The organism is Serratia sp. CMO1, from assembly GCF_015689115.1.
GTDB lineage: Bacteria > Pseudomonadota > Gammaproteobacteria > Enterobacterales > Enterobacteriaceae > Serratia > Serratia marcescens.
Map to the genome: position 1 here is coordinate 1,988,341 of NZ_CP065032.1, position 22,808 is coordinate 2,011,148.

The 22,808-nt window shown below is 59.1% G+C and carries 28 protein-coding genes and 1 pseudogene; 17 read left to right on the top strand and 12 right to left on the bottom strand.

Annotated features, from left to right (window positions below):
* The first annotated feature begins 115 nt into the window (after positions 1-115).
* Positions 116-1,984 carry a low affinity potassium transporter Kup gene (kup, locus tag IT763_RS09505; protein ID WP_016928067.1) on the top strand — a complete coding sequence of 623 codons (1,869 nt, stop codon included), beginning with the start codon at positions 116-118 and terminating at the stop codon, positions 1,982-1,984.
* A gap of 50 nt (positions 1,985-2,034) precedes the next feature.
* Here kup and mnmA read toward each other — a convergent pair whose 3' ends face one another.
* The 4 genes from mnmA to rluE all read right to left on the bottom strand — a co-directional run bounded on the left by mnmA (position 2,035) and on the right by rluE (position 4,685).
* Positions 2,035-3,135 (bottom strand): tRNA 2-thiouridine(34) synthase MnmA, encoded by a 1,101-nt coding sequence (mnmA, locus tag IT763_RS09510; RefSeq protein ID WP_016928066.1) that lies wholly within the window; start codon positions 3,133-3,135, stop codon positions 2,035-2,037.
* A gap of 106 nt (positions 3,136-3,241) precedes the next feature.
* Entirely contained in the window at positions 3,242-3,688 is a 447-nt protein-coding gene (locus tag IT763_RS09515) for an NUDIX hydrolase (protein ID WP_015377609.1), read from the bottom strand.
* 9 nt (positions 3,689-3,697) lie between these two features.
* Positions 3,698-4,036 carry a lysozyme inhibitor LprI family protein gene (locus IT763_RS09520; protein ID WP_033640599.1) on the bottom strand — a complete coding sequence of 113 codons (339 nt, stop codon included), beginning with the start codon at positions 4,034-4,036 and terminating at the stop codon, positions 3,698-3,700.
* 22 nt (positions 4,037-4,058) lie between these two features.
* A complete protein-coding gene (rluE, locus tag IT763_RS09525; protein WP_016928064.1) occupies positions 4,059-4,685 on the bottom strand; it encodes a 23S rRNA pseudouridine(2457) synthase RluE in 627 nt (208 codons plus the stop codon).
* Between the two features lie 131 nt (positions 4,686-4,816).
* Here rluE and icd point away from each other — a divergent pair, with 131 nt between their 5' ends.
* A complete protein-coding gene (icd, locus tag IT763_RS09530; RefSeq protein ID WP_015377612.1) occupies positions 4,817-6,070 on the top strand; it encodes an NADP-dependent isocitrate dehydrogenase in 1,254 nt (417 codons plus the stop codon).
* A gap of 84 nt (positions 6,071-6,154) precedes the next feature.
* Here the strand turns inward: icd and uspF are convergent, their stop codons facing one another.
* Complete coding sequence (gene uspF / locus IT763_RS09535; RefSeq protein ID WP_016928063.1) at positions 6,155-6,610, bottom strand: universal stress protein UspF; 456 nt, start codon at positions 6,608-6,610, stop codon at positions 6,155-6,157.
* A gap of 314 nt (positions 6,611-6,924) precedes the next feature.
* Between uspF and IT763_RS09540 the strand changes: the two genes are divergently transcribed.
* From IT763_RS09540 to IT763_RS09550, 3 genes are all read left to right on the top strand, one after another.
* Positions 6,925-7,332, top strand: a complete 408-nt coding sequence (locus IT763_RS09540; RefSeq protein WP_060445305.1) for a hypothetical protein — start codon at positions 6,925-6,927, stop codon at positions 7,330-7,332.
* Between the two features lie 126 nt (positions 7,333-7,458).
* Positions 7,459-7,992 carry a cell envelope integrity protein TolA gene (tolA, locus tag IT763_RS09545; RefSeq protein WP_232036927.1) on the top strand — a complete coding sequence of 178 codons (534 nt, stop codon included), beginning with the start codon at positions 7,459-7,461 and terminating at the stop codon, positions 7,990-7,992.
* 103 nt (positions 7,993-8,095) lie between these two features.
* Entirely contained in the window at positions 8,096-9,043 is a 948-nt protein-coding gene (locus tag IT763_RS09550; RefSeq protein WP_241005497.1) for an HNH endonuclease, read from the top strand.
* A gap of 29 nt (positions 9,044-9,072) precedes the next feature.
* On the opposite strand, the gene IT763_RS09555 is transcribed toward IT763_RS09550, so the two are convergent.
* Positions 9,073-9,363: a hypothetical protein gene (locus IT763_RS09555; RefSeq protein ID WP_016928059.1), complete on the bottom strand. Its 291-nt coding sequence runs from the start codon at positions 9,361-9,363 to the stop codon at positions 9,073-9,075.
* 145 nt (positions 9,364-9,508) lie between these two features.
* On the opposite strand from IT763_RS09555, the gene IT763_RS09560 reads away from it, so the two are divergent.
* A complete protein-coding gene (locus IT763_RS09560; RefSeq protein WP_016928058.1) occupies positions 9,509-9,928 on the top strand; it encodes a GNAT family N-acetyltransferase in 420 nt (139 codons plus the stop codon).
* Here the strand turns inward: IT763_RS09560 and IT763_RS09565 are convergent.
* Both IT763_RS09565 and IT763_RS09570 read right to left on the bottom strand, forming a co-directional pair.
* Positions 9,925-10,137 (bottom strand): hypothetical protein, encoded by a 213-nt coding sequence (locus IT763_RS09565; RefSeq protein WP_176063336.1) that lies wholly within the window; start codon positions 10,135-10,137, stop codon positions 9,925-9,927. The genes IT763_RS09560 and IT763_RS09565 overlap by 4 nt on opposite strands.
* Before the next feature lie 93 nt (positions 10,138-10,230).
* The gene (locus IT763_RS09570) at positions 10,231-11,346 is read right to left on the bottom strand and encodes an AI-2E family transporter (RefSeq protein ID WP_033640590.1); all 1,116 of its coding nucleotides are present in this window, start codon (positions 11,344-11,346) and stop codon (positions 10,231-10,233) included.
* 294 nt (positions 11,347-11,640) lie between these two features.
* Here IT763_RS09570 and IT763_RS09575 point away from each other — a divergent pair, with 294 nt between their 5' ends.
* Complete coding sequence (locus IT763_RS09575; RefSeq protein WP_016928056.1) at positions 11,641-11,778, top strand: hypothetical protein; 138 nt, start codon at positions 11,641-11,643, stop codon at positions 11,776-11,778.
* Between the two features lie 79 nt (positions 11,779-11,857).
* On the opposite strand, the gene IT763_RS09580 is transcribed toward IT763_RS09575, so the two are convergent.
* Positions 11,858-13,069, bottom strand: coding sequence for a CynX/NimT family MFS transporter (locus tag IT763_RS09580; protein WP_176063334.1), 1,212 nt, complete (start codon positions 13,067-13,069; stop codon positions 11,858-11,860).
* Between the two features lie 228 nt (positions 13,070-13,297).
* Between IT763_RS09580 and IT763_RS09585 the strand changes: the two genes are divergently transcribed.
* The 5 genes from IT763_RS09585 (at position 13,298) to IT763_RS09605 (ending at position 17,672) form a co-directional block, all read left to right on the top strand.
* On the top strand, positions 13,298-13,756 hold the full coding sequence (locus tag IT763_RS09585) for a hypothetical protein (RefSeq protein ID WP_079449331.1): 459 nt from the start codon (positions 13,298-13,300) through the stop codon (positions 13,754-13,756).
* 98 nt (positions 13,757-13,854) lie between these two features.
* The gene (locus IT763_RS09590; protein WP_004941246.1) at positions 13,855-14,271 is read left to right on the top strand and encodes a DUF2000 domain-containing protein; all 417 of its coding nucleotides are present in this window, start codon (positions 13,855-13,857) and stop codon (positions 14,269-14,271) included.
* Positions 14,272-14,343: 72 nt separating this feature from the next.
* Entirely contained in the window at positions 14,344-15,375 is a 1,032-nt protein-coding gene (locus IT763_RS09595; protein WP_016928053.1) for a LacI family DNA-binding transcriptional regulator, read from the top strand.
* 186 nt (positions 15,376-15,561) lie between these two features.
* Complete coding sequence (locus IT763_RS09600; protein WP_049300636.1) at positions 15,562-16,485, top strand: TIM barrel protein; 924 nt, start codon at positions 15,562-15,564, stop codon at positions 16,483-16,485.
* Between the two features lie 14 nt (positions 16,486-16,499).
* Entirely contained in the window at positions 16,500-17,672 is a 1,173-nt protein-coding gene (locus IT763_RS09605) for a Gfo/Idh/MocA family protein (protein ID WP_206195368.1), read from the top strand.
* 13 nt (positions 17,673-17,685) lie between these two features.
* On the opposite strand, the gene IT763_RS09610 is transcribed toward IT763_RS09605, so the two are convergent.
* Complete coding sequence (locus IT763_RS09610) at positions 17,686-18,036, bottom strand: GFA family protein (protein WP_016928050.1); 351 nt, start codon at positions 18,034-18,036, stop codon at positions 17,686-17,688.
* 141 nt (positions 18,037-18,177) lie between these two features.
* Here IT763_RS09610 and IT763_RS09615 point away from each other — a divergent pair, with 141 nt between their 5' ends.
* From IT763_RS09615 to IT763_RS09625, 3 genes are all read left to right on the top strand, one after another.
* Complete coding sequence (locus IT763_RS09615; protein WP_004941260.1) at positions 18,178-18,387, top strand: hypothetical protein; 210 nt, start codon at positions 18,178-18,180, stop codon at positions 18,385-18,387.
* A gap of 152 nt (positions 18,388-18,539) precedes the next feature.
* Complete coding sequence (locus IT763_RS09620) at positions 18,540-19,613, top strand: SMP-30/gluconolactonase/LRE family protein (RefSeq protein WP_049300696.1); 1,074 nt, start codon at positions 18,540-18,542, stop codon at positions 19,611-19,613.
* A 74-nt stretch (positions 19,614-19,687) separates the two neighbouring features.
* Positions 19,688-20,332 carry a Qnr family pentapeptide repeat protein gene (locus tag IT763_RS09625; RefSeq protein WP_015377630.1) on the top strand — a complete coding sequence of 215 codons (645 nt, stop codon included), beginning with the start codon at positions 19,688-19,690 and terminating at the stop codon, positions 20,330-20,332.
* A gap of 8 nt (positions 20,333-20,340) precedes the next feature.
* Here the strand turns inward: IT763_RS09625 and IT763_RS09630 are convergent, their stop codons facing one another.
* On the bottom strand, positions 20,341-20,742 hold the full coding sequence (locus tag IT763_RS09630; RefSeq protein ID WP_033645933.1) for a hypothetical protein: 402 nt from the start codon (positions 20,740-20,742) through the stop codon (positions 20,341-20,343).
* Between the two features lie 558 nt (positions 20,743-21,300).
* On the opposite strand from IT763_RS09630, the gene cspA reads away from it, so the two are divergent.
* Both cspA and IT763_RS09640 read left to right on the top strand, forming a co-directional pair.
* Positions 21,301-21,513, top strand: a complete 213-nt coding sequence (gene cspA, locus IT763_RS09635; protein ID WP_004941268.1) for an RNA chaperone/antiterminator CspA — start codon at positions 21,301-21,303, stop codon at positions 21,511-21,513.
* A 114-nt stretch (positions 21,514-21,627) separates the two neighbouring features.
* Positions 21,628-21,706: pseudogene (locus tag IT763_RS09640) on the top strand.
* 213 nt (positions 21,707-21,919) lie between these two features.
* Here IT763_RS09640 and IT763_RS09645 read toward each other — a convergent pair.
* Positions 21,920-22,597: an isochorismatase family protein gene (locus tag IT763_RS09645; RefSeq protein WP_016928046.1), complete on the bottom strand. Its 678-nt coding sequence runs from the start codon at positions 22,595-22,597 to the stop codon at positions 21,920-21,922.
* Positions 22,598-22,808 lie beyond the last annotated feature (211 nt).

Here is a 22,808-nt window from a genome sequence, read left to right on the forward strand (position 1 = left end):
AATAAGGCGGCGAAAATCGCCAGCGCGGCGGCGCGAACTTATTGTTGCGGCGGCAAATAAAGTGCGGCGGCTGCATCTATACTGCCAACGTGAACCCTTAAATAAAGACCTTTATATGCACGTAAAAAACAAGCAGCCGCTGCCGGCGGTGACGCTGGCGGCCATCGGCGTGGTGTACGGCGATATCGGCACCAGCCCGCTATATACCCTGCGCGAATGCCTGACGGCGGAGGAGGGCATCACCCTGACGCCGGCCTCGATTTACGGCTTTTTGTCGCTGATTTTCTGGCTGCTGACGCTGGTGGTGTCCATTAAATACATTTGTTTTGTGATGCGCGCCGACAACGACGGCGAGGGAGGCATTCTGACGCTGATGTCGCTGGCGATCCGCAAGCTGGATGCGCGCTGGGTGCCGGCGGCGGTGCTGATCGGGCTGGTGGGCGGCAGCTTCTTTTACGGCGACGGGGTGATCACCCCGGCCATTTCGGTGCTCTCGGCCATCGAGGGGCTGCAGATTATCGCCCCCGAGCTGGACAGCTTTATCGTGCCGCTGTCGCTGCTGGTGCTGACCGCGTTGTTCGCGATCCAAAAACGCGGCACCGGCAGCGTCGGCAAACTGTTTGCCCCGGCGATGGTTATCTGGTTCCTGACGCTGGCGCTGCTGGGCATCGGCGGCATTCTGCATCACCCCGGCGTGCTGCGGGCGCTGAACCCTTACTGGGCGGTGAATTTCTTCCTCGAATACAAGGCGGTGTCATTCTTTGCGCTGGGCATGGTGGTGCTGTCGGTCACCGGCGCAGAAGCGTTGTACGCCGATATGGGCCACTTCGGTAAAAAGCCGATCCGTCTGGCGTGGTTTACGCTGGTGGCGCCGGCGCTGGTGTTGAATTACTTCGGCCAGGGGGCGCTGCTGCTGGCCAATCCGGCGGCGATCAACAACCCGTTCTTCCTGCTGGCGCCGACCTGGGCGCTGATCCCGCTGCTGGTGATCGCCACGCTGGCGACGGTGATCGCCTCGCAGGCGGTGATCTCCGGCGTGTTCTCGCTGACGCGGCAGGCGGTGCGGCTGGGTTACCTGCCGCCGATGCGCATCATCTATACCTCCGATCAGGAGTCCGGGCAGATCTACATTCCGGTGGTGAACTGGCTGCTGTTCGCGGCGGTGCTGATCGTGATTATCAGTTTCAAACACTCCAGCAACCTGGCGTCGGCTTACGGCATCGTGGTGACCGGCACCATGCTGCTGTCGTCGATTTTGCTGAGCATCGTGGCGGTGAAAAACTGGGGCTGGCCGCGCGCGCTGGGCGGGTTGATGCTGCTGGTCATGCTGTGCATCGACGTGCCGCTGTTCGGCGCCAACCTGATCAAGCTGGCGACCGGCGGCTGGCTGCCGGTGGCGCTTGGGCTGACGATTCTGCTGATCATGCTGACCTGGAAGACCGAGCGTTCGCGCCTGATCCGCCGGTTGCGCGACAACCAGGAAGGGCTGAGCGCGCTGATCGAATCGCTGGAGAAGGCGCCGCCGAAGCGGGTGCCGGGCACCGCGGTGTTTATGGAGCGCACGCCGCATGCGGTGCCGCTGGTGCTGTTGCATAACCTGAAGCACAACAAGGTGCTGCACGAGCGCGTGGTGCTGCTGACCATCGTCACCACCGACATGCCGTACGTGCACAATGTGCAGCGGGTGGCGATCGAACAGCTGTCGGCGAGCTTTTGGCGGGTGGTGGCGAGCTACGGCTGGCGCGAGACGCCCAACGTGACGGATATCCTTTATCGCTGCGGGCTGGAGGGGATGAGCTTCACCATGAACGAGACCTCGTTCTTCATGTCGCGCGATACGCTGGTGCTGGGCAAGCGGCCCTGGTATCTGCGCGTGCGCGGCAAGGTGTTCCAGCTATTGCAGCGCAACGCGCTGCGGGCGCCGGATCTGTTCGAAATCCCGCCGAATCGGGTGATCGAGCTGGGCGCGCAGGTGGAATTTTGAATAAAAAAACGCTGCGGTAAACGCAGCGTTTTTCTTGGGCGGCAGGCGAATTACGCCAGGCGCTGTTCGATGATGCCGCCGCCGAGGCAGATTTCGCCCTGGTAGAACACCGCCGACTGACCGGGGGTGACGGCGGAGACCGGCTCGTCGAAACGCACTTCGATGCGTTCGTCGTCGAGCGGGGTCACGGTGCAAGGGATGTCCTGCTGGCGATAGCGGGTCTTCACCGTACAGCGGAACGGGCCGGTCAGCGGCAGACGATCCACCCAGTGCAGCTGCTGCGCGATCAGGCCGACGGACATCAGACGCGGGTGATCGTGCCCCTGCGCAACCACCAGCACGTTGTTGGCCACGTCTTTATCCACCACGTACCACGGATCTTCGCTGCTGTCTTTCAGGCCGCCGATGCCCAGCCCTTTGCGCTGGCCCAGGGTGTGATACATCAGACCCTGGTGTTCGCCGACGGTCTGGCCGTCGACGCTGACGATCGGGCCCGGCTGCGCCGGCAGGTAGCGGCCGAGGAAGTCGCGGAACTTGCGTTCGCCGATGAAGCAGATGCCGGTGGAGTCTTTCTTCTTGGCGGTGACCAGCTCCAGTTGCTCGGCGATGCGGCGCACCTCCGGCTTCTCCAGCTCCCCGACCGGGAACAGGCTCTGCGCCACCTGCTCGTGGCTCAGGGTGTAGAGGAAGTAGCTCTGATCTTTGTTGCCGTCGACGCCGCGCAGCAGGCGGCTTTTGCCGTCCACGTCCTGGCGGCGCACGTAGTGGCCGGTGGCGATGAAATCGGCCCCCAGATCTTCGGCGGCGAACTCCAGGAAGGCTTTGAATTTGATCTCTTTGTTGCACAGGATGTCCGGGTTCGGCGTGCGGCCGGCCTTGTACTCTTCCAGGAACAGCTCAAACACGTTGTCCCAGTATTCCGCCGCAAAGTTCACCGTGTGCAGTTCGATGCCCAGCTTGTCGCAGACCGCTTGCGCGTCGGCCAGATCGGTCGCGGCGGAGCAGTACTCTTCGTCGTCGTCTTCTTCCCAGTTTTTCATGAACAGCCCAGCGACCTGATAGCCCTGTTGCTGTAACAGATAGGCGGTAACGGAAGAGTCGACGCCGCCGGACATACCGACGATTACTTTTTTCTGGCTGTTGTCTGACATGGGGATCTCACGAACTTGAACACGAACCGTGCTGATAAAAACAAGCGCAGGATTTTACCACGTTGCCCGCGCCGGCGCACTGTTCATCTTGTGCTGCCCGGCGCCCTCAATGTGGCCAGGCGAAGCTGCCGACTAGCGACAGCGGGTAACGCTCCGGCTGCTGATAGCTGCGAATGCTCTCGGCCACCAGCGCGGAACGCAGGTTGGGCGCCTGCAAAATCTCGTCGGCGCTCAACCACAGGCAGCGATCGATGTCGCTGTCATGCGGCTCGGTCGGCAGCGGCTGTTCCAGCTCGATGACGAAGCAGAAACGCAGGAACGGCGTGCGATCCGGCGCGATCCACTGGTGCAGGCGCAGGAACGCCTGCGGCGTGGCGCGGATGCCGGTCTCTTCCCACAGCTCGCGCTCGGCGGCCTGCACCAGCGTCTCGTCGGCCTCCAGGTGGCCGGCCGGCTGATTCCACAGCGCTTTGCCGTTGATGGTCTCTTCGACGACCAAAAATTTGCCGGCGGCGTGCACCACGCAGGCTACGGTGACGTGCGGTTTGAACATGCGGTCTCCTTACAGCGGTTTGTCGATGCGCCGGTAGATGTCGTCCAGCTCGGCGATGCGGGTGCGGTAACTTTGCAGCAGGCAGGCGGTGTCGCCGCCGCACCGCTGGCGTTTGGCCAGCCAGGCCTGCTGGCTGTCCTGCATCGCGCCGCGCGCGCCCATGGCGAACAGGCCGCGCAGGAATTGGTACTTGGTGGCCATTTGCACGTCCAGATCGTTCAGCGTGCGGTTGGCGCAGATGGTGCGTTCATCGCTGCCTGCCGCCTTGGCGCAGTCGAAGCTGGCGGCCGGGGCGGCGAACGGGGCCGCCAGAGCGGCGAGCAGCAGCGCGATCGGAGTAGATTTCATGGCGCCTCCATCAGTTATCGGTCTACAGGGAATCGATGGTTTTCCATTCACCGGGCTGCAGTGAACCCAGCGAAAGATTACCCATACTGTAGCGAATCAGGCGCAGGGTAGGGAACCCGATATGCGCCGTCATGCGACGCACCTGGCGGTTTCGCCCTTCATACAGGGTGATTTTCAGCCAACTGGTGGGGATGGATTTACGCTCGCGGATCGGCGGGTTGCGCGGCCACAGCCACTGCGGCTCGGCCACCAACTCAACACCGGCGGGCAGCGTCGGGCCGTCTTTCAGCGTGACGCCGCTGCGCAGCGGCGCCAGATCGCTCTCCTGCGGCGCGCCCTCGACCTGCACATAATAGATTTTGCCGGTGCGCTTGCCCGGCTGGGTGAGCTGCGCCTGCAGCTGGCCGTCGTTGGTCAGCACCAGCAGCCCTTCGCTGTCGCGATCCAGGCGCCCGGCGGCGTAAACGTCGGGGAAGGGGATGTATTCTTTCAGCGTGGCGCGGCCGGCTTCGTCGGTGAACTGCGGTAGCACGTCGAAGGGCTTGTTGAATAACACAATGCGGCGCGGCCCCTTCGGCGCGGCGGGTTTGGCGGCATTCGGCTTGCTGAATCGTTTAACGTTGTGATTTCTAACAGAGAATTTTTTCATAACGGTTGAGATTACGGATGATAAGCGCATTATAACCGAATCCGTTTCGGATTGGCGCGGACCGAATATTCAAGTAGTATCTACACGCATCTTACAAAGCATTAACAAAATTGCGCTTGAAGGAGAGGTTGATGGAAAGCAAAGTAGTTGTTCCGGCAGAAGGTAAAAAAATCACGGTTGACGCCCAGGGTAAACTGGTTGTTCCTCATAACCCGATCATCCCGTTCATCGAAGGCGACGGCATCGGCGTTGACGTGACTCCTGCCATGATCCACGTGGTTGATGCGGCCGTTAAAAAGGCTTACCACGGCGAACGTAAAATCTCCTGGATGGAAATCTACACCGGCGAAAAATCTACCCACGTTTACGGTAAAGACGTGTGGCTGCCGGACGAAACTCTGGACCTGATCCGCGACTACCGCGTCGCCATCAAAGGCCCCCTGACCACCCCGGTCGGCGGCGGCATCCGTTCTCTGAACGTGGCCCTGCGCCAGCAGCTGGACCTGTACGTGTGCCTGCGCCCGGTGCGTTACTACCAGGGCACCCCAAGCCCGGTGAAACAGCCTGAGCTGACCGACATGGTGATCTTCCGCGAAAACGCCGAAGACATCTACGCCGGTATCGAGTGGAAAGCCGGCTCCGCCGAAGCGGACAAAGTGATCAAATTCCTGCGCGACGAAATGGGCGTGAAGAAAATCCGCTTCCCAGAGCAGTGCGGTATCGGCGTGAAGCCATGCTCCGAAGAAGGGACCAAGCGTCTGGTGCGCGCGGCGATCGAATACGCCATCACCAACGACCGCGACTCCGTGACTCTGGTTCACAAAGGCAACATCATGAAGTTCACCGAAGGTGCCTTCAAGGATTGGGGCTATGAGCTGGCGCGCGAAGAGTTCGGCGGCGAGCTGATCGACGGCGGCCCATGGCTGAAGATCAAGAACCCGAACACCGGCAAAGAGATCGTGGTTAAAGACGTGATCGCCGACGCCTTCCTGCAGCAGATCCTGCTGCGCCCGGCGGAATACGACGTGATCGCCTGTATGAACCTGAACGGCGACTACATCTCCGACGCCCTGGCGGCCCAGGTAGGCGGCATCGGCATTGCGCCGGGCGCCAACATCGGCTCCGACTGCGCGCTGTTCGAAGCGACTCACGGCACCGCGCCGAAGTACGCCGGCCAGGACAAAGTGAACCCAGGCTCCATCATCCTGTCCGCAGAGATGATGCTGCGTCACATGGGATGGTTCGAAGCGGCTGACCTGATCGTTAAAGGCATGGAAGGCGCCATCGCGGCCAAGACCGTGACCTACGACTTCGAACGCCTGATGGAAGGCGCTAAGCTGCTGAAATGTTCAGAGTTTGGCGACGCCATCGTTAAACACATGTAAGGGTGTTTGGCGTTAGAATGAGAACGGGAGCCTTAGGGCTCCCGTTTTTTTACTGTTCAAATATGAGTGAGGTGTCGGACAGGCTCACTGCGCGGCGTTAGCTGATTCACGCACGACCAGCACCGGGCAATTGGCGTGACGGACGACGGCGGTGGCATTGGAGCCGAGGAGATAAGTGATGGCAGAAGGGCGGTTGGAACCCATCACGATAATCTCCGCGTTGAGCGCATCGGCGAGCTCCAGGATTTGATCTTTGGGATCGCCGACGGCAACGTGCGTGGTCACTCTATCTTCAGGCACGCTGAATTCTTTGGCCGCTTTTGCCAGCCCCTCGGTTGCTACCGCAATGATTTCGTCTTTGGTTTCTATCGCCGCCGTGGCGGCAAAGCCGAAAGCGGCATAGGTGGCGCGCGACGGGATCACCGCCAGGAAATGGACGTGGGAGTCTTCGAGCCTGGCGAGCGCGTTGACATGCGGGATGACCTGCTGTGTTAATTCCGGCTCGGTAATATCCACGGGAACCAAAATAGTTTTGTACATACTCCCTCCTTATCGTTTTCAAAAAACTCCACTTTTTGGATTATAGCTGCTTGACGCCGAGAAAACGGCGATCGGTATGGCAGAACCAAAGAAATTGGCCGCCAAAAGGGAAAGTATGCAGAAACCGTTGTTGTGGCAATCGATTAGAAGCGGCTGATCTGGCTGTTAAAGGCATGGGAAGCGAACTGTTCAATGATCGCGCCGCTATTGTTAAGCGTGTATCAGTGTGTTTGGCGTTTGAGTAGAAAAGGAGCTCTCGGGAGCCTTCTTTGTTACAATCAGTAATATTGTTATCCAGTGAAAAGATAGTTTAAATGACCAAGAAAACCATTTCTGTTTTGATTTTGTCTTTATTTATTGGCGGGTGCACCACGCAAACTACCGATGAGCGAATGGCCAGGGCGAAAGCGAAGTACGCCGAATCAAACCCAGTCGCGCAAGCGCCTTCACCCTTGGTGCGTTTGGAATGCAATACGCAAGCAGGAACCCAAATCACGGCCATGATGAATGGCGCATCGCAAACCGTCACCATTAACAGCGCCGTATTCCGTTTTGTCGACCGGGACGACGTTCAGGGCATTGATACATTGAGCTTTGCCAGAACCGTTGACGGCGTTACCAGCTGGGTGTTCGTGAACATGGCATCCAGCGATCCGGTTTATCTCAGCATTGTGAGCCAAAAGACCGTGTTGAAATTTATGTGCAGTGCTTACAAAGGATGAGCGAAAACGTGTATGCCATCGCTGTCTATTCATACGTTATTCTGTCGAAAATCGGTGCGTCACTGCTGTTGTAATGACGGACTGCACAGCCCCTGGCGAAAGTTTTAATGTCACTAGCGATGTATATTGATCCTGTATAACGTATTGGCCGGCGCTCTTTGCGTGGCCCAGCGTCAACTGATTTCACTACTGATAATTATCCATAAGGACAGGGATATGAAAATAACGCATTCAGGCTATAAAACCGGCGTTGCCACAGTATTGGCGGCGATGACCGCGCTGGCATTAACGGGGTGCGCCAAGAGCACGGCCCCCAGCCAAACCGATCCGGTAAATAAAGAGGTTGGCGATATTTCAACCAACCTTGGCGGCCCAAAGACGTCGGCGCCGGGAAAAGAGAAAGAACACTATATCGCCCAGTTGCAGGCCGCGATTCAAAGCCATTTGAAAGATGCCGAAGCCTACTCAGGCAAGCGTTGCACATTGAGCATCAAGCTGGCGCCGGACGGTATGCTGATCAGCATTCGGGCTGAGCAAGGGGAACCGGAACTTTGCCAGGCCGCGATCAAGGCAATCACCAATGCGCGTCTGCCTAAGCCGCCAACGGCCGCGGTTTACGAAGCGGTCAAAAGCAGCGCGTTGGAATTTCGCCCGCAGTGAATAAACAACGCTGTTTCCGTGCAACGCTATCCCGGTCAAGGCCGGGATTTTTTATTGCCGTCATCCTGCGTTAATTGGTGAGAATCACTAAAGCCCTTGATGAATGGTGACGATAACCCTTAAAAATCCTGATTATAAAAGAGTGGCCATGCGTTTTTTCTGGGTCAATATTGGTGGCAGCGTCGCGGAAGTTTTTAAGGGCGAATTCCTGTGGGCGCCGCAATATGGAATAAATAAGACTGGGAACATGTTTAAACCTGCCGGGTGGGAAACGGTCAAAAAAGTCAAAGAGGGTGACCTGATTTTTTGCCACAAGGGTAGGAAGATCATCGGCGTGGCGACAGCGGTACGCGATGCTTACTCTGCACCGCGGCCTGAGCATCGGGTCGCGGGACCGCCGCATATTGCGGGTACCCAAGTCGATTTGGCACTGACGCGTCTTGAACTACCTATTGATGTTTCCCTTTTTAATCAAGCGTTCACACGCATGCACAACCAGGCTTGCCTTCCGCGCGTTTTTAATAAGAAAGGCGGATGCACCGAAAACTATATGTGCGAGATCCCCGCGCCGGCAGCCGCGTTGATCGCCGGTTTTCTCTCGGAAAATCTCTCTATCAACTTCCATGCGGATACCGTCGAAATCACCAGAGAGGTCGGTGGTGAGCAAGAAAGGGTGATTCAGGCGCGGATTGGGCATGGTCCCTATCGCGATAAAATGTTTAAGCGGTGGGGAAACCGGTGCGCCGTCACGGGGATTGCGGAGCCGTCCATTCTCATTGCCTCTCACATCGTTGCCTGGTCGATTGCGACCCCAGAAGAAAAAGTGGATCCGCACAATGGTTTGCCGTTAATCCCCAATCTGGACAAGCTGTTCGATCGTGGCATGATCAGTTTTGCCGATGACGGACGTTTGCTGTATTCACGGACGATGAGCGGTTTGCTATGTGAGCTGAGGATCCCGTTGGACGCCAATATTAGCGGGTTGTCTGAAAAGAACAGAGCATACCTGCAACGGCATCGAGTGAAGTGGGGGTTTGAAACTGTGCCCTGATGCAGGTTTGCCAAATCTGAGCCGGGTTCTTACCGATACATCATCGCGCTCACGCGTTCGCTCCGATCTTTAAAACCGTTGCTGCGCATCGTGACCACATAGTAGCGATAGTGATGTTTCTGTGCGTATTCGCGCACCAGATCTTCGGCGAACAGGCCGCTGAAGGTGACGGTGGTGACGAACGTCAGCCCTTTCACTTCGTAGGTGCTGATCTCCTGCGGGGCGCCGATATACGGCGGCGGGAACACGGTCTTGTGGAACTGGCAGCCCGCCAGCAGCAGGGTAAACAGCAGGGCGGCGGAGATTTGCGGTATTCTCATCGGGAAAAGCTTTCCTTCCTTGGCGTGTGTTTTAGTAACTCTATAATAGGATTACAAAATTCGGCGGGGATGTAAAAGTTATCCCGCTTCGGTTGCCGTTTCGTTGAAGCGGTGTCGCCGTATCCATCAGCATGAGGATTAAAACATGTTTGTTCGCCAGGCCACTGACAGCGATGTCGCAGCCCTGATCGCCCTCGACAGCGTCGCCGAACACGAACCGCAGCGCGCGGCGCAGATCCGGGCCTGGTGCGGGCAGGGGGAGTGCTATCTTGCCAAGGAACAGGACGTGGTGATGGGCTATGGCGTATTGCACTATCATTTCTTCGGCTGCGGCTTTATCGAGATGCTGATGGTCGGCGAGCGCTATCGCCGCCGGGGCGTCGGGCAGGCGTTGATTACGGCATTGAAGTCCCATTGCCGAAACCCGAAGCTGTTCACTTCCACCAATCGTTCCAACCTGCCGATGCAGCGGCTGCTGCTGAACGCCGGATTTGTCGCCAGCGGCCAGATTGACAATCTCGATGACGGCGATCCGGAGCAGGTCTTTTTTATCCCGCTGCGCTAATACAACCGGACATCGACCGCCTGCTGTTGCAGCCAGGTGCTGACGTAGCCATAAGCGGCATAGAAGGCCAGCAGCGCGAAGAGCAGCACCGAAAGCGAGGCCAAAAATTTGACGTCGCCGTGCTTCGAAAGCTGGTAAGCGCAAGAGATAAAGGCCAGCAGGCACAGCAGGGTGAAGGCGATGGCCAGCATGGCGTAAAAAATAAGCATAACGAAACCCGTTCTTCCTTGTGAGCCTGGCAAGGATACCACAGACAAAAAAAGGGGCCCAAACGGGCCCCTGCGTGATTCGCTGCGGGAGGTTTACTCCACCGCGTCGGGATGGTTCTTGCCTTCCTCGATAAACTCTTCGTCGATCTCTTCGATGTTCTCCTCGCTGTCGCGGCCGGACAGGATGTTCCAGCAGGCGATGAACAGCGCGGCGATCAAGGGGCCGATGACGAAGCCGTTGATGCCGTAAATCTCCATGCCGCCCAGGGTGGAGATCAGGATCAGGTAGTCCGGCATTTTGGTGTCTTTGCCCACCAGCAGCGGGCGCAGGATGTTGTCCACCAGGCCGATCACCACCACGAAGAACACTACCAGGAAAATGGCTTTCCACAGCATGCCGGTGGCGAAGAAGTAGATCACCGCCGGCACCCAGATGATGGCGGAGCCCACGGCCGGGATGATCGACAGGAACGCCATCAGCGCGCCCCACAGCAGGCTGCCGTCGATGCCGGTAAAGTAAAACGCCAGCCCGCCGAGCGCGCCTTGCACCACGGCGACCACCACCGTGCCCTTGACGGTGGCGCGGGAAACGGCGGCGAACTTGACGAACAGATGGTGTTTCACGTGCTGGGAGAGCGGCAGCGCTTCGAGCGCCAGGTTCACCAGATAGGGGCCGTCTTTCAGCAGGAAGAACAGCAGGTAGAGCATCACGCCGAAACCGACGACGAAGTTGAAGGTGCCCTTGCCGATCAGGAACACGCTGCCCGCCAGATATTGCCCGCCCTTGAGCGCCACCTCGGAAAGCTGCTTTTGGATCTCGGCGGCGCTGTTGAGGTTATGCTCCGCCAGGAAGCGCTGCGCCCAGCCGGGCAGGTGGCGCATAAAGTCCGCCAGCATGGTCGGCAATTGGCTGTTGTTGGTCTGCAGCTTGGTGTAGATCACGTTGAATTCCATCGCCAGCGACGAGGCGATGATCGCCAACGGCGTGAACACGATCAGGCAGATCAGCGCCACCGTCAGCAGCGACACCACGCCGTTGCGTTCGCCGACGTACTGCTTCAACTTCTTTTTCACCGGATGGAAAATCACCGCCAGAATAACCGCCCACAGCACCGAGGAGTAATAAGGCCCCAGCACGTCGAGAAAGGCGGCGGTAACGATGAACAGGATCAGAATAAAGAATCCTTTGGAAATGCCTTTAGACATCATAGTCGTCCCTCAAAAGATGAATTTTCAGCATAGATGAACTGAATGAAAACAACACTATCATCACCTTTGCTTAACCGGTAGGGGATTTTTAGTGGCGTATTCCATAGGGTTATTAAGGGCAAGGCGGGCGCCGCACGGTGAACAGGCGGCGGCGAGAGAAAAGAAAGAGGGCTAAATAATTAAATAAATTTATCGATTGTGTTTCATTTTGTGAGCCGCACTTGCCGCCTGCGCCAGGCTTTCCTAGTTTTTAGGAGGGCGGCCGTTCGCCCGATATCTCGAAGGAGTATGCAAATGACTGAACACAAACGACTTGCCGTTATCGAAAAGGCATTGCTGATCGCTTTCGCCGGTCTGCTGATTTATCTTGTTGCGACCGGCGCCTTGTCATTGTCGGGCCTGGATCATCACTGGCCTTATCCTTCACGATAAGCACGCGCCCGCACCAGGGAATATTCAGCACCGCTAATAATAAATAGAACCTCCTTTCTCATTATTGCTTATTGCGCCATTACGCCGCATTGCGTGGCCCGCGGCGAAAAATCAGCGCCAATCCCGCCCCTGACACCGCCGCCGCGAGCACCAGCCACGCCGGGGCCGCCCAGCCGGCCGCGGCCACGATGGCGCTCAGCGCGACCGGGCCGATCACCTGGCCGAGGTAGTTTCCCTGCATCACCAACCCGAGGCTCAGCGGCAGCAGCGTCGGTTCCGGCGTCGCCGCCGGCGTGGCGGCCAGAATGGTGGCGGGCAGCATGCCGGCGATGGCGCAGAACAGGAAGCACAGCGGGATCAGCAGGCCGTTGGGCGTCATCGGCAGGAAAATGCCGACGCCGAAGACCCCGATCAACAGGCTGGTGGCGGCGAGCAGCGTTCTGGCGGGCAGCCCGCGCGACAGCAGCACGCCGGCGGCGAGGTTGCCGATGATGTTGGCCGCCACCGCCGCCGCGCTGATGCCGCCGGCGGCCGCGAGCGACAGGCCGATGCGCTGCATCAGAAAGATCGGCAAAAAGGTCATCACCGAGAAAAACTGCAGGTTGTAAGCAGTGAACATCAGCGCCAGCAACAGCGGCTGGCGCGCCCGCAGCATCGCGCCCAGCGCTTGCCGCAGCGGCGCCGGCGGAACGTGCGCCTCGGCGGCGCGGCGGGACGTGGTCAACGGCAGCAGCAGGGCGGCCAGCAGCGTCAACGCCGCACCGGCCTGCCAACTCTGTTGCCAACCGGCGAGATGGGGGCCGAAAAACAGTGAAATGGCGATGCCCGCCGGCATGAAGGTGCTCCAGATGCCGAACACCAGGTTGCGCTGCGCCGGGGCGACGATGCGGTTCAGCACCGCCGGCGAGGCGACCACCACGATCACGAAGCCGAGGCCTTCGACAAAGCGGCTGACAATCAACCCGCTGAAGTCGTGCAGCGTGGCGCCGGCGAAGCTGGCGGCGCTGATGATCAGCAGCCCGAGCGCCAGCAGGCGCCGATCGCCCCAGCGGCGCACCAGCAGTCCGGCGGCGATGCCGCCGAACACCCCGACGAAAGGAAAGGCCGAAATGACCCAGCTTAGCGTCTCCAGTGAACGGCCAAACTCGGCCTGCAGCGCCGGCAACGCGATAGTGGCCTTACCCACATGCAGCGCCGCCGCGATGCCGGCGAACAGCACGTTGATGACGGCCAGCCAGGGCGTGGCGGCGGGGAGAACGCGGTCGATGGCGTCCGGTTTAATCGCGGTCATAACACTCTCCGGTGGCGGCAACGCCATCACTATGCCTCTGCGCTACAGCAAAGGCCGTTCAAATGCTGCGCTATCACGTGGGGAAACTGTTCATTTCGAGCTTTATTTTGCGCGCCTCGTTGTTTGGTTCGCCAGCGTGCCGCCCGGCGTGGACGCGGGTCCTCCCGCAGCGGTTTACTGTTCCGGCACGCAGCAGGCGTGTTGAATTCATTTTATAAGGAGCAGTGTATGTCAGAGATGATGAACGAGAGTGGGGCGCCGGCCATTGAATGGAGCTATGGCGGCCGGGGTGACGATATCAGCAGCAGCCTGAGCCTCGACACGGTTGAGGAACAGCCGCAGGGTTTCTTGATGACGGTCGATCGGCCGGTGCAGATCTTTAAAGAAGCGCTGTCGCCGATGATGGCCTTTGTCACGCTGCTGCGCCCGCTGTACGCCAAGACGAGCGAAGGCTTCCAGTATGTGCCGGTTTCCAACCCCTGGACCGACGTGCAGCGCCTGCCGGCCAGCGCAGGCTATTTGGGCGTACAGGTCAACGCCGGGCTGTTCTTCCATGGCGCCAAGCCGACGCACTATAAAGACCGCGACGGCCAGATGAAACCGATCGACGGCGGCACGCTTTTGCAGAACATCACCGTGCTGCATCAGGTGGCGCAGCCGCAGGGCCCGGGCGAAGGCGGGATCTGAGGCTGAAACGTTATCACGGGGCCGGACGCGGCCCTTATCTCGCCTTGAAAACCGCCCTTGGCTTGGGTAAAAAGGGTTGTCTATTCAAGGAGAAGAGTATGTACAGCGACAACGAGAAAAAATTCTACATCATCCTCAACCGCAACCACGAACCGGCCACGCTGTTTAACGCCTCCTGCCATCTGACGGCGGGCATCACCGATCTGATCGAACAGCGTGAGTTTCACCACTATCCGAGCAGCCTCGACGGCGTCAGCGCCAACATGAGCCACTACCCGATCGTCATCCTTCAGGCTAAAAACAGTAGCCAGCTCAGCAACCTGATCCTCAAATGCAAGGAGGAGGGCGTGCTGTCCAACTTCTTCACCACCACCATGCTGTCGCACTCCGCCGAGCAGCAGATCGCCGACACCGCCAATACCCCCTACGAGCAGCTGGATTTCGTGGCGGTGGCGCTCTACGGTGACACCGAGCAGCTTAAGCCGCTCACCAAGAAGTTCTCCGTCTACCGTTAATCGCGAACGGCGTCACATCAGGGGCGGCAACGGCTATGATATTTTTCCATCAAATCGTTGATGGAGATGAACATGAGCGGCAAGAAAACCACCATGGCGGCCATCGCCAGAGAGGCGCGGGTCGGCATCGCCACCGTCGATCGGGTGATCAACCAACGCGCGTCGGTGCGGCCCGCCACCCAGCGCCGGGTGATTGAGGCGGCGAAAAAGTTGGGGTTCGCGTTGGAGAAGTCCCACTGCCTGTCGGCGGTGCTGGGCAGGCCGGAGCGCCGCCTGAAAATGGGGTTTATCCTGCTGCGGCGCGAACACTCTTTCTATGCGCAACTGGCTGATGAACTGATGGCGCAAGCGGCGCCGTATCATGAGCCGGGTCAGCCGCCGCAGTTCATCTTCCACTCTCTCAATGCCATCGGCGACACCGCCGCCGCCATTAGCCAATTGAGCCGCCAGGTGGAAGCGATCGGCGTGCTGGCGCTGGATCACCCCCTGATCCACTATGCCGTAGAAGAAGCCGCCCAGGCGGGCATCAACGTTTTCGCGCTGCTGTCGGATTTATCGGTGCCCAGCCGCGCCGGCTACATCGGTCTGGATAATCAAAAAGCGGGCCGCACCGCCGGCTGGGCGGTGGATCGTCTGTGCCGGCGTCAGGGCGACGTCGGCGTGATCATCGGCGACAACCGTTTTACTTGCCAGGAAGCCTGCGAGATCGGTTTTCGCTCCTACCTGCGTGAGCAGATGAGCGGCCAGCGTGTGCTGGAACCGGTGCGCAGCCTCGAGGACGCTGAAACGGCGCGCCGGGTCACGCGTGAACTGCTGGCGAACCACCCGGAACTGGCGGCGCTTTACGCGCCGAGCGGCGGTGTGGAGGGCATTATTCAGGCGTTGCGAGAGAGCGGCCGGCAGCGCGACATCACGCTGGTGTGCCACGGCCCGGTGCAGGGCGGTGAAATGGCGCTGCTCGACGGCACGGTGGATCTGCTGCTGTGCCACCGCATTCCCGAATTGGCCGCCACGATCGTCGAGACGTTACTCGCCGCCGATGAACAACCGGGATTACGCCACATCATTAATCGCTTCGATGTGATCACCAAAGAAAACCTCTGACGGCCGCTGAGTGGTGTTTGCCGAGGTCAGGGCGCAGCCAGGCGCTGCCTGAATTTGATTGAAAAATATCAAATAATTTATCAAAAATAGCGCGATCTCTATCAAAAAATAAAATTTTCATTATTGATGGTTTTGGAATTTTTGTTTGATACTGCCGGCATTCCCCGCAAAAAAGGAGCCGTCGCCATGACTTTGCCTATCGCCAATGCGCCCTGCAGTTGGGGCGTGGATGATCCGAACAACCCCCATTTGCCGCCCTATGCCACGGTTCTGCAAGAAGCGTCGGCGGCCGGCTACCGCAGCATAGAGCTGGGGCCGTGGGGCTATCTGCCGACGCAGAGCGAGGCGCTGTGTGCCGCGCTGGAGCAGCATCGCCTGTCGCTGGTGGCCGGCACGATTTTTGACGATCTGGTCAGCGAGGCGAACATTGAGCGCCTGCTGGCCCTGACTCATCGGATATGCCGCAACCTCTCGCGGGCGCCCAGGGCGGAGCCGACCGAGGGCGATCGCGCCGCGCCGCCATTCTTGGTGATTATCGATTTCGGCAATCCGCAACGCGCCAGGTTCGCCGGGCGTTCAGATTTAGCGCCGCGTTTGTCGCAGGCGGAGTGGCAGAGGATGATCGGGCACATTACGCGCATCAGCGAACTGGCCTGGCGGGAATACGGTGTGCGGCCGGTGGTGCATCCGCACGCCGGCGGCTGCATCGAGTTCGCCGACGAAATCGACCGGTTGGCGGCGGACATTCCGCATCACACCGCCGGATTGTGCCTGGATACCGGCCATCTGTATTACGCCGGGCTGGACCCGGCTGCCTGGCTGAGCAAGCACTTTGATCGTCTTGATTACCTGCACTTCAAAGACGTCGATCCGCAGGTGTTCCGCGAGGTGCTGGCGCGCGGCGTCGATTTTTTCACCGCCTGCGCCGAGGGCGTCATGTGCCCGTTGGGCAGCGGGGCGATCGATTATCCGCAGCTGCGTGCGCTGTTGGCCGAGCGCGGATATCGGGGCTGGATCACTATCGAGCAGGAGCGCGATCCGCGCAATGTGCAGGGCAGCCTGCAGGACGTCGCCGCCAGCTTGCGCTACTTGCGCGGCCTCGGCTTTTAATCAGGAGAAACACGATGATCAACGGCAGCAAACCTTTGGCGAGATCGTTGCGCTGGGGCATGGTCGGCGGCGGTGGCACCAGCCAGATCGGTTACATCCACCGTTCGGCGGCCTTGCGCGACGGCGCGTTTACTCTGTTGGCCGGCGCGTTCGACATTGACGCCGAACGCGGGCGTGATTTTGGCCGGAGTCTGGGCGTGGCGGCGGAGCGCTGTTATGCGGATTATGCCGAGATGTTCCGCGCCGAAGCCGCGCGGGCGGACGGCATCGAAGCGGTCTCGATCGCCACGCCGAACAACACCCATTACGCCATTTGCCGGGCGGCGCTGGAGGCGGGATTGCACGTGGTATGCGAGAAGCCGCTGTGTTTCAGCATCGAAGAGGCGCAGGCGCTGGCGGCGCTGTGCGAGCGGCAGCGCAAAGTCATCGGCGTGACCTACGGCTATGCCGGGCACCAGATGATTTTGCAGGCCCGGCAGATGATTGCCGATGGCCGGCTGGGGGAAATTCGGCTGGTGAATATGCAGTTCGCCCACGGCTTTCACGCCGCGCCGGTGGAGCAGGATAATCCCAGCACTCGCTGGCGGGTCGATCCGCGCTTTGTCGGCCCCAGCTATGTGCTGGGCGATCTGGCAACCCACACGCTGTTCCTGGCGGAAACCATGGCGCCGCAGTTGAAGATCCGGCGGCTGATCTGCAGCCGGCAAAGCTTTGTGCCGTCGCGCGCGCCGTTGGAAGACAATGCCTATGTGCTGATGGAGTATCACAACGGCGCCGTCGGCTCCGTGTGGGCTTCGGCGGTCAACTGCGGTTCGATGCACGGCCAAAAGGTGCGCATTGTCGGTGAAAAGGCCAGCCTGGAGTGGTGGGATGAACAACCCAATCAGCTGCGCTTCGAAGTGCAGGGCGAGCCGGTGCGGATCCTGGAGCGCGGCATGCCGTATCTCGCCGCGTCGGCGCTGGCGGACGATCGCATCGGCGGCGGCCATGCGGAGGGGCTGTTTGAAGCCTGGTCGAATCTCTACCGCCGCTTCGCGCTGGCGATGGACGCCACCGATCGGCGCGACGCAGCCTTCCTGGCCGACTTCTGGTACCCGGACGTGCAGGCCGGCGCGCTGGGCGTGAAGTGGGTGGCGCGCTGCGTGCAATCCGCCGAAACCGACGCCGGCTGGGTCGCCTTCGACTGAGCGAGCGATTCGCTCAGACGCTGGCCCCGTCGTAGCTGTGGATCTGTAACGCATCCAGCGCGACGTCCGGCACGCAACGCAGGTTAACGGCGCACATCGCGGCGCCGTCTGGCGCGGTGCCGTAGGCGAAGGGCTGGGCTCCGCAGACTCGGCAGAACTGATGGCGGATCCGGTGGTGATTGAAAGTGTAGGTGCTGAGCTGGTCCTGACCGCTGTTGAGCGTGAAAGCGCTGATGGGGAAGAACGACAGCAGCAGCCCTTTGCGGCGGCAAATCGAACAGTTGCAGCTGAGGGCTTCGGTCGGCAGTTCGGCGTCCACGGTAAAGGTGACGGCGCCGCAGTGGCAGCTTCCCTGGAATGACATGGCGATGATCCTGTAACAGGGGAGAGTGTTTGCCCAGTATAGTGCAATTTATCGTCACTCGGCCGCGCCCGGCCTGGTTTCCTTAGTAAATGCACGGTTTTCTGGTAGGTTAGAGGTTAACGTCATCAAAAGGAGATCGCGATGTTAGAACATTACTATCCGGCCAATATGGGCGCCGAACCGGTCACGGACGAACAGCACAAACGGCTGGTGGCGGTGCAGGCGGCGCTGGAACTGATCAAGGCCACGCTGTCGGATACCAACGACGGCAACGGCGTGGACTTCCAGCTGAAGGCGGCGGAAAAGCACATCGGCCCGATGGCCGACGCCATTCAGGAAGCCCTGAAGTAACGGTTCGCCGTCACGTCAACCGCCCGTCTCGGGCGGTTTTTTTTGCGCTGATTACTGCGATTTTTTTAGTGGCGCATTGCCTTTTTCCCGGCTGGTGCCGTGAGCGGCGCGATCCTACTCTAGCGATCCGAGTCCTCATCAGGGTCATGCTCATGTTCCGCTTCAGCTTCTTTTCTTTCTTATTGCCGCGCCGCCGACGCGTCACCCAGTTGGCCGGCGCAGCGCTGTTGTTCAGCGGCGTTATGCAGGCGCAGGCCACGCAACGCATCGAGTTTTCGCCGAACCCCGCCGGCGCCTACCCTGAGGGCATCGCCTGGAATGCACGCGCCGGTGCGTTCCTGATTTCCTCTCTGCGCGGCGGGCAGCTTGGCCTGGTCTACCCGGATGGCCGCTATCGGCGGTTTTCCACCGGCAAGGGGCTTATCACCACCTCCGGCATGCTGGTGGACGCCGAGCGCAACCGGGTGCTGGTGTGCAACGAAGACGTGGGCGTGTCCCGCAACTCTGCCGCTGGCACGCGCAATCGCGTGGCGCAGGTGCTGGAGTTCAATCTCGATACCGGCGCGCTGCAGCAGACGTACGATCTTTCATCGCTAAGCCATGGGCCGACGCTGCCCAACGATCTGACGCTCGACGCGCAGGGCAATATCTACGTGACCGACAGCTTCCAGCCGCAGATTTACAAGATCGACCAGACAACGCGCCAGGCGTCGATTTTGGTGCGCTCAGCGCGCTTGATGCCTGCCGACGCACCCGCCGCTGCGCAGGGCTCGCGGCCTTATCTCAATGGCGTGGTGTATCACCCGGATGGCTACCTGATTGCCGCGGACTACACCCGCGGGCTGCTGTGGAAGGTGACGTTGGAGAACGCGCCGGCGGTCAGTGAAATCAGGCTGCCGCAGCGGCTGAAAGGGCCGGACGGGCTGCGGCTCAAAAATGCCCATGAATTGGTGATCGTACAGTCTTTTCCGGATGAAAAGGGGAGCATGTCCGGCGACGTGTCACTGCTCTCCTCGACCGACGGCTGGGCCAGCGCGCGTATCGCCGCGGTCGCCGCGCCGCCGGGATTGGATGGGCCGACCGGCGCCGCGCTGCGGGATGGCGAGGTGTGGGTCGTCAACTCCCGTTACCCCCGGCTGTTTGCCGACGTCGCTCAGGCGGAAAGTACCAAGACGTTCAGTATCGTCAAGGTGGCGTTCAAACCGGCCGCGGCGGATGGCCGCTGATCGACGGCGATTGCCAACCGCGCCGGAATAGGATTAAATGCGCAGTGACTGTATAAATAAACAGGTGTGCTGCGATGAGTCTGATGTTGAAGGGTGAAAAGATTGACCGTAACCGCTTTACCGGCGAGAAGATTGAAAACGGCAGCTTTATGCTGTGCGATTTTTCGGGCGCCGATCTGACCGGTACCGAGTTTATCGGCTGCCAGTTTTACGATCGCGACAGCCGACAGGGCGGCAATTTCAGCCGCGCGATACTGAAAGACGCCAGCTTCAGAAGCTGCGATTTGTCGATGGCCGACTTCCGCCATGCCAGCGCTCTGGGGGTGGAGATCCGCGAATGCCGCGCGCAGGGCGCCGATTTTCGCGGCGCCAGCTTTATGAACATGATCACCAGCCGCACCTGGTTTTGCAGCGCCTATATCACCAAAAGCAACCTGAGCTATGCCAACTTCGCCAAGGTGGTGCTGGAGAAATGCGAGCTGTGGGAAAACCGCTGGCACGGCGCGCAGGTGCTCGGTGCCAGTTTCAGCGGTTCCGATCTGTCCGGCGGCGAATTCTCCGGTTTCGACTGGCGTGCCGCCGATGTCACCCAGTGTGATTTGAGCAACGCGGAACTGGGCGAGTTGGATTTGCGTACCACCGATCTGCAGGGCGTCAAAATGGACAGCCACCAGGCCGCGCAGCTGCTGGAGCGGCTGGGGATCGCGATCATCGGCTAAGGGAATGGCTAACGGGACGGTTGGGCAAATAAGCGCTTGAAGGCTTTCTCTGCGTCCACGGGAATGCGGCGTTGCATTACCGGGATAGTGAAACGCGGATCCTGGGAGAGGTGGCGAGCCTGCTCGTTGAGCGGCACGACGGCGATCGCCAGATTGTCGTTAGCCTGCATGACGCCTTCCTGTTCGAACAGGGCGAACACCGGCGTGTCGCGCGCGTTACCCAATGAGCAAGCCGAAATCCAATAATCGCCGTCTTGGGCAAATTTGCACTGCGCCGCTTGCGGGCCAATCGCGCTGATTTGTTTGGCAATCAAGGCATTCGCGTTTTCCACATAGCTTGGCGGTGCCGGCTGGCAGCCTGCCAAACTGAGCGTCAGTGCAGCAAGCGTCAGTGTTCTTTTGCCCATCATAGCCATCCTTGAGGTCATTTCCTGTAAAGTAAAATAATTATCCTAACAACGATAATGCGCCAGTGTCGAGAACAGATTGATTTATTAAGCTTTTATTTCTCTTTCATGACGATTAAGCGGTTTTCTTCAGTGTTATAGCAGGGAGTAGTTTCGCGTGAAGGGAAGAGCAGAACGCGGAATCGGCGGCTGTTTGCGCGTTCATGATCGGCCCCGGCGCGGCGAGTCCAATCGTTCGTTATTTTTCACCCCGAACGCCGCGCAGATAACCCTGAGCTGGCGGCAGATGCAGGCGGTGCTTTGCGGTAATAAATTTATGAGGCAGATGAATATAATTTAAAATATATCTTGCTTAAATAATTTAGCTGTGTGTAAATAGCGTCATCGGTTTGTAGTACAGACCTTATGAAAGCAGTTTTAGTAAAGCAGTTCTCAGTATTAGCGATATCCCTCAGATACCTCTTCTTCCGCGAATTCTCTTCTCTAGTGCCCCATAAGCTTCCAATAAAAACAGACCTCTATCGCCCTATGGCGTCGCAAAAATATAAAGGAAATATCTCTATGTCCAATAAAATGACTGGTTTGGTAAAATGGTTTGATGCAGGTAAAGGCTTTGGCTTTATCACCCCGGCAGACGGCGGCAAAGATGTGTTCGTACACTTCTCCGCTATCCAGAGCAACGATTTCAAAACGCTGGACGAAGGCCAACAGGTTGAGTTCACTATCGAAAATGGCATGAAGGGGCCTTCTGCCGGCAACGTGGTCGCGTTATAATTTTCGGCCGAGGTGCAATTTCTTACGACAGCGATGATGGTTTAAGCCGGAGCAGTTAAGCAATGAAATCCTCAGCCTGAATAAACTCCGGGTTCGCCCGGAGTCTTTCTCGATACGTCATTAGCTCAGCAGGAAGAGCGGCAGCGAAATTATTCGTTGGCGGACTGGGGTTCGATTCCTCGATGACGTTCCAATAATTAATGATTATTGGCAACAGAAAAACAGATTGCCGCAGAATTAATAACGCCGCGTTTCAGTCTATTTTTCTGTTGTGAAAAAGTCGCGCTTAGGCTGCGTAATGTTGGAGTGTGGGATGGACGCTTACGCCATAACATGACAGCCGGGAAAGTCACCGGCACACGATTAATAGCCCCGGCCTTGGCCGGGGTTTTTTATGCCCGCGATCTTAACGCTGCGAGTCCAGCAGTTCGTTGTTTTTCACCACGTCCTGCGCTTTGAGGTAGCTCTCGATCAGCAGCTGATAGGCCGGGAAGATTTTGGTGTAGACCTCGGCCCATTGCTGAGCGTCGGCGCGGTTCCAGCTGCCCTGCAGCTCCGAGGCCACGCCGGCGGTGTCGATCGGCACCACGCCGGCCTGCACCACACGCGCCAGGGTGATTTCCTGCGCCATTTTCGAGTAGGTGCCGGAGGCGTCGATTACCGCGAACACTTTATAGCCTTCGGCCACCGCACTGATGGACGGGAAGGCCATGCAGACGCTGGTGATGGTGCCGGCGATGATCAGGGTCTTGCGGCCGGTGGCCTTGACCGCCGCCACGAAGTCCGGGTTGTCCCAGGCGTTGATTTCCCCTTTACGGGCGACGTATTGCGCGTGCGGTGCATTCTGGTGAATTTCCGGGATCAGTGGGCCGTTGGGGCCCTGCGGCACCGAGGCGGTGGTGATCACCGGCAGTTTACTGAGGGTGGCGATGCTGGCCAGGGCGGCGGCGCGGGCGCGCAGTTCGGTCATCGGCATATCGGCGACGGTCTGGAACAGGCCGCTCTGGTGATCAATCAGGAGCATGACCGCGTCATTGGCATCAATAACAGGACGCTGGCCGTTGAAATTGGCTGGAGTGCTCATGGTGTTTTCCCTTTCTCGTCGTGAGGTCAGTGGGTATCTTCTTTGATTGATAAGGCTGAAACTCAGCACTTGCCTACAGTGTAGGGAGAAGAGAGAAATCCGGTAGAGCCTGAAGTCGGGATGCATCGTTCCATAAATGGAACGATTTTGACGCAGGCGAGCGGCCCGGCGCTGGGCTAAACTTAAGATGCATAAGAAACATGCGGCAAGG